The sequence below is a fragment of the Secundilactobacillus sp. MJ173 genome (assembly GCF_059704265.1).
This window is the reverse complement of record NZ_BAAKGN010000063.1, coordinates 21,306-32,430: the sequence shown is the minus strand read 5'-3', so window position 1 is coordinate 32,430 and position 11,125 is coordinate 21,306. Positions and strand designations below refer to the sequence as shown.

At 43.3% G+C, this 11,125-nt stretch carries 10 protein-coding genes and 2 other annotated features; all 10 genes read left to right on the top strand.

The window, feature by feature from the left end:
* Window positions 1-140 precede the first annotated feature (140 nt).
* Window positions 141-650, top strand: a complete 510-nt coding sequence (gene tpx / locus AC6H04_RS10055; protein WP_497571537.1) for a thiol peroxidase — start codon at window positions 141-143, stop codon at window positions 648-650.
* A 23-nt stretch (window positions 651-673) separates the two neighbouring features.
* Window positions 674-889 (top strand) — a binding site (T-box leader).
* Between the two features lie 59 nt (window positions 890-948).
* Window positions 949-3,615, top strand: a complete 2,667-nt coding sequence (locus tag AC6H04_RS10050; RefSeq protein ID WP_497571536.1) for a valine--tRNA ligase — start codon at window positions 949-951, stop codon at window positions 3,613-3,615.
* Window positions 3,616-3,712: 97 nt separating this feature from the next.
* On the top strand, window positions 3,713-5,023 hold the full coding sequence (locus AC6H04_RS10045; RefSeq protein ID WP_497571535.1) for a bifunctional folylpolyglutamate synthase/dihydrofolate synthase: 1,311 nt from the start codon (window positions 3,713-3,715) through the stop codon (window positions 5,021-5,023).
* A gap of 192 nt (window positions 5,024-5,215) precedes the next feature.
* Window positions 5,216-6,220 (top strand): rod shape-determining protein, encoded by a 1,005-nt coding sequence (locus AC6H04_RS10040; RefSeq protein WP_203649803.1) that lies wholly within the window; start codon window positions 5,216-5,218, stop codon window positions 6,218-6,220.
* 232 nt (window positions 6,221-6,452) lie between these two features.
* The gene (gene mreC / locus AC6H04_RS10035; protein ID WP_497571534.1) at window positions 6,453-7,316 is read left to right on the top strand and encodes a rod shape-determining protein MreC; all 864 of its coding nucleotides are present in this window, start codon (window positions 6,453-6,455) and stop codon (window positions 7,314-7,316) included.
* Window positions 7,317-7,326: 10 nt separating this feature from the next.
* Window positions 7,327-7,851: a rod shape-determining protein MreD gene (gene mreD / locus AC6H04_RS10030; RefSeq protein ID WP_497571533.1), complete on the top strand. Its 525-nt coding sequence runs from the start codon at window positions 7,327-7,329 to the stop codon at window positions 7,849-7,851.
* A 15-nt stretch (window positions 7,852-7,866) separates the two neighbouring features.
* Window positions 7,867-8,529, top strand: coding sequence for a septum site-determining protein MinC (locus AC6H04_RS10025; protein ID WP_497571532.1), 663 nt, complete (start codon window positions 7,867-7,869; stop codon window positions 8,527-8,529).
* A gap of 5 nt (window positions 8,530-8,534) precedes the next feature.
* The gene (gene minD, locus AC6H04_RS10020) at window positions 8,535-9,338 is read left to right on the top strand and encodes a septum site-determining protein MinD (protein WP_497571531.1); all 804 of its coding nucleotides are present in this window, start codon (window positions 8,535-8,537) and stop codon (window positions 9,336-9,338) included.
* A gap of 86 nt (window positions 9,339-9,424) precedes the next feature.
* Window positions 9,425-9,655: a binding site (T-box leader), on the top strand.
* Between the two features lie 157 nt (window positions 9,656-9,812).
* Window positions 9,813-10,454 (top strand): amino acid ABC transporter permease, encoded by a 642-nt coding sequence (locus tag AC6H04_RS10015; RefSeq protein WP_098826383.1) that lies wholly within the window; start codon window positions 9,813-9,815, stop codon window positions 10,452-10,454.
* 20 nt (window positions 10,455-10,474) lie between these two features.
* A complete protein-coding gene (locus AC6H04_RS10010; protein WP_497571530.1) occupies window positions 10,475-11,113 on the top strand; it encodes an amino acid ABC transporter ATP-binding protein in 639 nt (212 codons plus the stop codon).
* Window positions 11,114-11,125: the final 12 nt, after the last annotated feature.

Below are 11,125 nucleotides of genomic sequence, written 5' to 3'. Positions count from 1 at the left end.
TTTAACTCGTGTCAGTTTTGGAATAGCGGGTAAATGGCCTCCTCTTTTGTTTTCTCATAACGGTCTTAAATCTGCTTGCAATTTTAGACCTGACGCTGTAAATTTAAGCTATAGTTGCACCCAAAAGGAGTGTTTAATTGATGAAGGTTAAATTTAATGGTGAAGAAGTTGAATTAGAAGGTAACCCACCGCAAGTTGGTGACCAATTACCAAAGTTTAAGTTGTTCAATCAAGATGGTGAGAAGGTTAAGATGGCGCAGCTGATTGGTAAGCCGCTGGTGCTTTCAATCGTGCCAGATTTGCAAACACCTGTCTGCAGCACGCAAACGCATAAGTTTAATCAGCAGGCCGATCATTATCCGGATGCAACCTTTGTGACGATCTCAAATAATACCATTGCACAGCAAAAAAACTGGTGTGCAGCGGAGGGTGTTATCAACCTGCAAATTCTTTCTGATGAGGAGTTATCGTTTGGCTACGCGTCTAATTTGTATCTCCCTAACATGGGTGTCTTGACCCGTGCTATTCTAGTCGTTGATGCTGATGGTAAAATCACCTATGAAGAAATTGTTGCGGACGTTGCTCATGAGCCAGATTATATTGCGGCGTTAAATGCATTAGAAAAATTAACATCTAGAGTTGACGAGTAGCCTAAAAATGGCTATCATATCGAGTATAAGCAATGAGCAAGAGAGTCAGTCAAAAAGTTTCGCGCAGAGAGAAAGTCCATGGCTGAAAGACTTTTCGAACAATTGATTGCCGGTAGCTTGCGAGCTGTCAGACTGAACGTATAGTAAGTCTGACCGGAGTGACATCCGTTAACGATTGTTATTAAGAGGGGTTAACAGCCCAATTTAGGTGGTACCGCGAAAAGCATTTCGTCCTATTTTTATAGGATGAGGTGCTTTTTTTCTTACATAGCAATCGAATAAGAAAGGGAGAGATCAGATGACAGATAAGTCGACAGAAATGCCACCGAAGTACGATCCACAAGCCGTTGAGGCCGGACGTTACGACGAGTGGTTGTCAGAAGGGCTTTTCAAGCCTAGTGGAGATAAAAAAGCAAAACCATATTCAATCGTTATTCCGCCGCCAAATGTTACTGGTAAATTGCATTTAGGTCATGCTTGGGATACGACGTTACAAGATATGCTCATTCGCCAAAAACGGATGCAGGGTTACGATACATTATGGTTGCCAGGGATGGATCATGCTGGTATTGCAACGCAAGCTAAGGTTGAAGCCAAGTTACGTAAACAAGGTATCAGCCGGTATGATTTGGGCCGTGAGAAATTTGTCGATAAAGTCTGGGAATGGAAAGATGAATTTGCCAGCACGATTAAAACGCAATGGGGTAAGCTTGGTCTATCGTTGGATTATTCCCGTGAGCGTTTCACCTTGGATAAAGGGCTGTCAGATGCCGTTAAAAAGGTTTTCGTACAGCTTTATCGCAAGGGCCTGATCTACCGTGGGGAATACATTATCAACTGGGATCCCCAAGCACGGACTGCTTTATCCGATATTGAAGTTATTCATAAAGACGATAAAGGCGCTTTTTATCACATTAAATACAAATTTGCGGATGGTAAAACGACCCTAAATGGCAAGGATTACATCGAAATTGCCACTACGCGTCCTGAAACGATGATGGGTGATACTGCCATTGCGGTTAACGCCAGCGATGAGCGGTACAAAGACGTTGTGGGCAAAAAAGTGATTTTGCCACTTGCTAACCGGGAAATTCCGATTATCACTGACCAGCATGCTGATCCTGAATTTGGGACTGGTGCCGTTAAAATTACGCCAGCTCACGACCCTAATGACTTTTTGGTAGGTAACCGTCATAACTTGGAACGTATCAACACCATGAATGAAGATGCCACCATGAACGAAAATGCGGGTAAGTATGAAGGCTTGACCCGGTTTGAAGCTCGAGAAGCAATGGTCAAAGACCTTCAAGATCAGGACCTAATGCTTTCCATCGAACCAATCGTTCACTCTGTTGGTCATTCAGAACGGACTGGTGTCCAAGTTGAAGCCCGGTTGTCAACGCAGTGGTTCGTTAAGATGAAACCATTGGCAGAACAAGCTTTAAAGAACCAAAAGGGTGACGATAAAGTTGATTTCGTCCCAGAACGGTTTGAAGGAACCTTTACCCACTGGATGGAAAACGTTCATGACTGGGTTATTTCCCGTCAGCTCTGGTGGGGACATCAAATTCCAGCTTGGTACAACAAGAAGACTGGCGAAATCTACGTTGACGAACAGCCACCAAAAGATATTGAAAACTGGGAACAAGATAAAGACGTCTTGGATACGTGGTTCTCAAGTGCATTGTGGCCATTCTCAACTATGGGCTGGCCTGATACGGATGCGCCGGATTACAATCGCTACTTCCCAACTAACACCCTGGTAACCGGATATGATATTATCTTCTTCTGGGTTTCACGGATGATTTTCCAATCCCTCGAATTTACTGGCCGTCGACCGTTTAAGCACGTGTTGCTTCATGGTTTGATTCGTGATGAACAAGGTCGCAAGATGAGTAAATCGTTAGGTAACGGGATCGATCCAATGGATGTTATCGATAAGTATGGTGCTGATGCACTTCGTTGGTTCTTATCCAATGGGTCAACTCCTGGTCAGGATATCCGTTTTGCCTATACGAAGATGGACGCTGCCTGGAACTTTATTAATAAGATCTGGAACGCCAGCCGTTACGTTATCATGAACCTTGGTGAAATGAGCAAGCCGGAACTGCCTGACGAAAGTGAATGGGATTTGGCTGATAAGTGGATCTTAAGCCGATTGAACAAGACGGTGGCACAAGTCACTGAGCAGTTTGATAAGTTTAACTTTGGTGAAGCTGGCCGGGCCCTTTACGATTTCATTTGGAATGACTTCTGTGACTGGTACATCGAAATGAGTAAGGAAATCTTAACGGGTGACGATGAAAAAGCCAAGGCGAATACGCGTAATATCTTGGCTTACGTTTTGGACCAAACCTTACGTTTGCTGCACCCAATCATGCCATTTGTTACCGAGAAGATTTGGCTGACCATGCCGCATGATGGTAAGTCCTTGGTTACCGCTAAGTACCCAGTCGTGCATGATGAATTCGAGAATGCGCAAGCTGAATCACAAATGGCTAACTTGATTGAATTAATCAAAGCTGTTCGGAATATCCGGGCTGAAGCTAATGCACCGATGTCATCAGAAATTGACGTGCTGATCAAGACGGATAATCACGAATTGGCAGACGTGTTTGAAGCCAACCGTGATTACATTGACCGTTTCGCTCACCCTAAGGAATTGACAATTGGTGCCGATGTTAAGGCGCCTAAGCTTGCCATGACCGGGATCATTACCGATGCCGAGATCTATGTACCGCTGGCTGAATTGGTGGACTTGAACGAAGAGGCAGCTCGGTTGAACAAGGAAATTAAGAAGTTCGAAGCCGAAGTTGATCGTGCAAAGAAGAAGTTAAGCAACGAACGTTTTGTTGCCAATGCACCCGATGATGTGGTTGAAAGTGAACGTCAAAAACAAGCCGACAACGAGTCTAAGTTGAAGGCAACACAGGATCGGTTAGCTGCATTAAGAGCTGAACAGTAGTTGTTGCACATGGTATAATAAAATTTAGAATCAAAGGGGCGGGATCAATATTGATTCCGCTCCTTTTTTAAACGAGAAAAGTGGGGTTTGATAAGTCATGGTGAAAAATTACGATGAAGCGTTAAATTTTATTCATGGAAGAACGAAATTTAAAAAAAGCGACCAGTTGAATCGGATGCGCAAATTTTTGGCATTACTGGGTGATCCCCAGAAGGAAATTTCTGCCGTTCACGTGGCTGGCACCAACGGTAAAGGGTCAACAGTGGCGTATTTGCGGGATTTACTGATGTCGCAAGGCTACACGGTAGGGACCTTTACATCACCATTTTTAGTTCGTTTTAACGAACGCATCTCAGTAGATGGGAAACCTATTTCAGACACAACCCTAATTAGCTTAGTTAATCAAGTTCAACCAATCGTTGCTGAATTAGATGAAAATTATCCAGAGGGCGGCCCAACCGAATTTGAGATCATCACAGCAATGATGTTTCTCTATTTTAAAACCCATGTTGACGTTGCCGTGATTGAAGTTGGCATCGGCGGATTACTGGACTCAACCAATGTATTCACACCCGCAGTTTCTGTCATTACGACGATTGGATTCGACCACATGAAACTGTTGGGGAATACCCTGCCGGAAATTGCTGCTCAAAAAGCTGGCATTATCAAACCCGATGTACCAGTTGTGGCTGGACGGCTACCACAGTCAGCCATGCAAGTGGTCGAAAAAACGGCTGCTTCAAATAAGAGCCCATTATATCGGTTGGGTCAAGAGGTTGACGTCAACATTAAATCAGAAGCAGGCTGGCAGGAAAAATTCGACTATCATTTTGGCGATTCCCTGTTTAAAGGGTTAAAAATTAGCATGCTTGGCGACTACCAAGTAGATAATGCCAGTTGCGCTTTAACCGCGTTTATTCTGTATCAAACTCAGAAAAAACAACCCATTAATCGTTCGGCGGCCGTTCGTGCACTGGCTAAAACGGTCTGGGCTGGCCGCTTTGAACCCATTAACCAAGACCCTCTGATTGTTATTGATGGTGCCCACAACGAGCCGGCTGTAGAGGAGTTAACAGCGCTATTAAAGCAACGTTTTCCTGATAATGAAATCTATATTCTGTTTGGCGTACTGGCTGATAAGCAACATGATAAGATGTTAGCCACTTTACGCACGGTACCTAATCTGCATATCGTTTTGACGACCTTTCAGGGACCGGGCAGTCGCGCCGTCACGGACCCCCAAGAATTAGCTGCCCAGTATCAAGACGATCAGCGCATTGAAGTAATGGATAATTGGCAGTTAGCTATTGGGAGGATTTCACAGCGGATGTCCGCTGAAGATCTATTCCTGATCACGGGGTCGTTATACTTTATTTCTGACGTCCGAGCGTTCTTTAAAGAACCATGATCTAGAGCTACTATATATGTAATATTTAATTTCTTTTAAATAACAAATTAATGCTTGCCAGATTGCCCCTTAATTAGTTATGCTTTTAATCGGCGAGTAGTTATTAAATTTTTGAGGTATGGTATAATAACACCTAGCAAATTAACAAGCAATCAAATGAGTGGTTGTGGCTAAATGAAGGGATGAAACAGATTGTTCGGATTAGGAACTAAAAACATTGGTATCGATCTTGGGACAGCCAATACGATCGTTTACGTAGACGGAAAAGGTATCGTTTTACGTGAACCCTCAGTTGTTGCCAAGAATTCGAAGACTGGCGAGATTGTCTCGGTCGGTGAAGATGCAAGAGCAATGATTGGGCGGACACCAGCAAGTATCGTTGCCATTCGGCCAATGAAGGACGGCGTTATCGCTGATTATGATACAACCGTTGCAATGATGAAATATTACATTCAAAAGACGTTAGGTAGCTCAAACGGCAAACCTTACGTGATGGTTTGTGTGCCTAGCGGTGTTACTGAAGTTGAGAAGCGTGCCGTTATTGACGCTACTCGTGTAGCAGGGGCACGTGATGCTTACGTACTTGAAGAACCATTTGCCGCAGCTATTGGTGCAGGACTTCCAGTTATGGATCCAACGGGTAGTATGGTCGTTGATATTGGTGGTGGGACTACCGATGTTGCTACCATTTCACTTGGTGGTATCGTGTCAAGCCGTTCGATTCGGATGGCTGGCGATAAATTGGATGAAGCCATCGTGGCTTATGTTCGTCAACACTTCAATCTACTCATTGGTGAACGGACTGCTGAACAGTTGAAGTGGGATATTGGTTCTGCTTCAAAAGAGGCTGTTAAGGCCGATGATGGTGCTTCAATCAGAGGACGTGACCTTATTACTGGACTGCCTAAGACCATCGATGTTTCGGCTGTCGATATTGCAGAAGCTATCCATGAACCAGTTGAAGAAATTATCGGTGCAGTTAAAGAAACGCTTGAAGAGACATCACCTGAAATTGCGGCTGATGTTATCGATCATGGGATTGTTCTAACTGGTGGTGGTGCTTTATTGCATAATTTGCCAGACGTTATTGCGGATGCTACTAAAGTACCTGTATTTATTGCGAACGATCCGCTTGATTGCGTCGCTATCGGTACTGGCGAATCGCTTAAAAGCATTGACGTCATGAAGAAGAAATAGCATTCGGGAGTGAGGCATTGGTTCTGGTTAATCGTTGAAGACGATATGATTAGTATCTCTCAATTAGGAACACCTCCAGCCGTGTAAGCAAATAATTCCGTATGTTCATATTCAGAACATACGGAATTATTTACTTACAGGTATTCAGGAAAATGCCGCACTTTTTAATATTTAATGTAAAAAGAGAACGAGTCAATACACTGACTCACTCTCCAATCACTGGAGGATGATCATGAATAAATTCTTTTCAAACCGACGATTGGTGATTGTGATTGTTTGTCTAATTGTCAGTTTTGGGTTAATGGGTGTTTCTGTTACCATTCGTAACAAGCGTTCGACACCACCTATGGTTCAACAGTTTGGCAACGATGTTGTAGGTTTAGTAAACCGTGTTGTTGCTTGGCCCGTTAGTGGTCTGAAGGGATCAATCACGGGATTTTCTGATTTGATGAACACTTATCAGGAAAATCAACGGCTAAAAGGTCAAGTCCAAGAACTGGCACAGACTAAAGTTCATGATCAAGCGATCAGTCAGGAAAATAAGAAATTAAAGAAAGAACTTAAGTTAAGCAACTCTTTAACCGATTACACACCGGTTAATGCCAACGTCATAGCTCGGACGCCATCTGCATGGCAAAATCAAGTGGTTATTGATAAGGGTAGTGCTGCTGGAATCAAGAAGAATATGCCCGTGCTGTCAGGCTCTGGTATCGTTGGTCGAATTGCTGAGGTTAACCGGACGAACAGTAAAGTTGAACTACTTTCAAACAGTAGCGAGTCTGCTAACCGGTTTGCGGTGACGATTACGAATAAGAGTGGTCAAAACGTCCATGGTATTATTTCAGGCTATAACCGTGATAAGAACCTCATTGAAATGGGCAATGTTACGTCAAAGACGAAGATTGAAAAGGGCGATAAGGTTTCGACCAGTGGTTTAGGTGGCGTTATGCCATCTGGTCTGTTTGTCGGAACGGTTGCAAGTACCGGAACGGACAATTACGGGTTGGCGGCCAAAATTTCGATTAAGCCAGCCACCGATCTTTCTGAATTAAGTGTTGTCACTGTAGCCGTTAGACAAGCACAAACAACCAATTAAGGAGGCAATTATGGTACGAGTAACTAAATTACGTTACGGCTTTCCGATTGGTTTGTTCCTGTTTTTTTACCTAGATGGGATCTTGGGAGCAGCATTTCCACGACAGTTATTTAGTGAACCATATGCGATGAGCAGTTATCTTGTTGTGCTGTGGTTGGTGTTTGCTGTTTACTTTGAAGATCAAATTCAGATTCCGCTAGGTATTTGGGCGGCCATTGCGGGTGGCCTATTTGATGTTTATTACACGGGTGTTTGGGGTATCTTTGTATTTGTATTTCCAATTGTAGTTGCGTTGACGAGGGCGTGTTATAAAGCCTTCCCAATCAACTTTTTAAGTGGTCTGCTGGTTTATTTTATCGACATCACCGTGGTTTGCAGTCTCAGTTACTTTGGTAATTTAGTGGTTCATATGACTTCTGCATCGTTCACGGATATGATGGTTGATTCGTTAGCACCAACGTTAGCTTATAATTTGGCTGCTTACGTCATACTATATTTTCCAATTCAATGGTTGTTTAATCGTTTGAGGAATTAAAAAGGGGTCGGGAGTATGCAAGCTGTAGTGTTACGTGGTAACCAGGACGGTTATCAACTTGTGTTGGATCAAGCTGCCAGTTTTAAAGAAATCAAGGAGACACTTAGGGAGCTTCTTGATAACTTAGCGGCTGATTCCAATGCCACCAATCAAATCAGTTTTGACGTGCTTAGTAATCAAAGGTTATTGACTGCTGAGCAGAACCAACAGTTAGAACAAATTTTTAGTGATTTTGACCATTTTCAGATTCATAAGGTGATTCCTGATGTCATCACTATTGAAGATGCCATTCATTTAAAGGAACAAGACAACGTGCATCTAGCGACTCAAACCATTCGCAATGGTCAGACACTTGAGTTAAAGGGCGATGTTTTGTATCTGGGGCTAATTAATGAAGGCGGCCGATTGCTGACCACGGGTAATATTTACGTCATGGGGACGGTTTTAGGCATTTTACAAGCCGGCTATCCCAGTGGGGAAGATAAAGTGGTGATTGGTGATTTACAACACGCGCAGCAGATTCGCATTGGTGAACAAATCAGCATTGTGGAGACTGATCAGCCTTTAAAGGGCAGTCAGACGGTGGCATACGTCAACGACTTACACGTATTAGAATATGGCCAGTTAAGTGATCTAAAAACGATTAATCCAAAGATTTATCACCGAATGGGAGGCTAACGAAGATGGGAAAATCAATTGTAATCACCTCTGGTAAAGGGGGTGTCGGCAAGACGACTTCCAGTGCCAATATCGGCACGGCGCTTGCGTTAATGGGCAAGCGAGTTTGTTTAGTGGATTTAGATATTGGACTTAGAAACTTGGACGTTGTGCTTGGTCTGGATAATCGCATTATTTTTGATATTGTCGACGTTGTGGAAGGCCGTGCAAAGTTAGCACAAGCCTTAATTAAAGATAAGCGTTTTGATGATTTATTATATCTACTGCCAGCTGCACAGAATACGGACAAAACCGCGCTTACAGAAGACCAGGCCAAGGCAATTGTGGATGAATTGAAGAAAGAATTTGATTACGTCCTGATTGATTGTCCTGCTGGGATTGAACAGGGTTTTCTGAACGCAATTGCTGGCGCTGACGCTGCAATTATTGTCACAACGCCAGAAATTTCGGCCGTGCGTGACGCAGACCGAGTGGTTGGCTTGCTGGAGAAGAATCCGCTGAAGGAAGAGTCACACTTAGTCATTAACCGAATTCGCGGGCATATGATGGCTGAAGGTGAAGCCATGGATGTTGATGAAATTACACATCATCTTGGAGTTCCTCTACTGGGAATCGTGCTGGATGATGATGAAGTGATTGCGACCTCTAACCGGGGGGAACCAATTGTGCTTGAATCTGAGAATCCAGCTGGTCGCGGTTACCGTGATATTGCTCGTCGTTTGGAAGGCGAGACGGTACCATTGATGAAAATTCAACAGCCAAAAACCAGTTTTTGGTCAAAAATTAGTCACTGGTTTTCCCGTGGCTAAAGGTTCGAAGTTAATTTCGCGGTTTGATTTAGTTGAACGAGAGTTGACAAGGTATATATTTAAGATATAATGAGAGTTAATCTAATAAATAAACGTTGATCAGACTAGTAGTTAAGTTTAGTTAATCAGAGAACCCGCGCAGGTGAGAACCGGGTAACTAAGCTTGATGAATCACATCTGGGAGTTGACTCTCTGAACGAAGTAGGGGAGCTCCGGTAAGCTCGTTATCGCTGAAGTTTATTATATAAACTTACTGAGGTTGGCTGTGTGAGCAGTCAGCGAATCAGAGGTGGAACCGCGAAATTATCGTCCTCTTAGCTTAATTGCTAAGGGGATTTTTTAATTTCATTAATAAACTTCGTGAGGATTGCTGTGTAAGCGGTAATCAAATTAGAGGTGGAACCGCGATATTGTCGCCCTCTTGGACTATTAATTAGTTCAAGGGGGCTTTTTTATTAAGAAGGGGGAGTCATTATGCATTATGTATCTGAAATATTACCGTCATTACTGAGTGGTGCCTGGATGACCATCAAAATTTTCTTCTGGACATTGATTGCTTCAATTCCATTAGGGATTCTAGCTAGTTTAGGGTTAACGTCAAGAATTGCACCACTTCGTTGGATCTTGAAATTCTATGTTTGGCTCATGCGAGGCACGCCACTGTTACTGCAATTAATTTTCGTTTTTTATGGGCTGCCGATCATTGGGGTCATCTTCCAACGTTATGACGCTGCGTTGTTCGCTTTCATTTTGAATTACACCGCCTACTTCGCTGAAATCTTCCGTGGTGGTTTTCAAGCTATTGATCAAGGACAATATGAAAGTGCACGGGTGCTTCGTTTAACCCGTGGTCAGACACTTCGGAAAATTGTGATTCCGCAAGTGATCAAGATTGTTGTGCCATCGATTGGGAATGAAACAATCAACCTCATCAAGGATTCATCGTTAGTCTACGTTATTGGTTTAGGGGATTTGCTCCGTGCCGGCAACGTTGCCACTGCAAGAGACGTTACGTTATTGCCACTGGTCTTAGTCGGTGTGATTTATCTACTAATGACTGCGGTTGCCACCTTTGTTCTTCGTAAAGTTGAGCAACACTACCGGGCATGGCGATAAGATAGAGAGGGGAAAAGGATATGCTAGAACTTAAAAATATTAAAAAACAGTTTGGCGGCCGCACAATTTTGGATAATTTCAACATGCAGGTGCCAGACGATCAGATTACCGCTATCGTAGGTCCTTCCGGGGCTGGTAAAACAACTTTGTTACGTTGTATTAGTGGGCTGGAAAAGACCAATTCAGGATCATTCGTCTTGGATGGCAAGACATTTGACCCTGCCAATAACCGTGACAACGACAACGTTATCGGTGTTGTTTTCCAAGATTTTCAACTCTTTCCTAATTTAACGGTGCTAGACAACATTACTTTGGCACCGCAGCTGGTGTTAAAGCAATCAAAGACTGAAGCTGAAAAGCGTGCCCAAGAATTGATCGACCAGCTTAATTTAACGGGTAAGGAAAGTTTATATCCTTATCAGTTATCAGGTGGTCAGAAACAACGGGTTGCCATTGTGCGGGCTTTAGCAATGAATCCTAAGATCCTATGCTACGATGAACCTACCAGTGCGTTGGATCCAGATTTACGGCAAACGGTTGAAGACATTATCCTCGGTTTGAAGAAGGATAACATGACGCAAATCGTCGTTACTCATGATATGCAATTTGCTGAAAATATTGCTGATCAAATTGTTCGTGTTGAACCAATTAAAGCTTAGTGGGGAGGAATA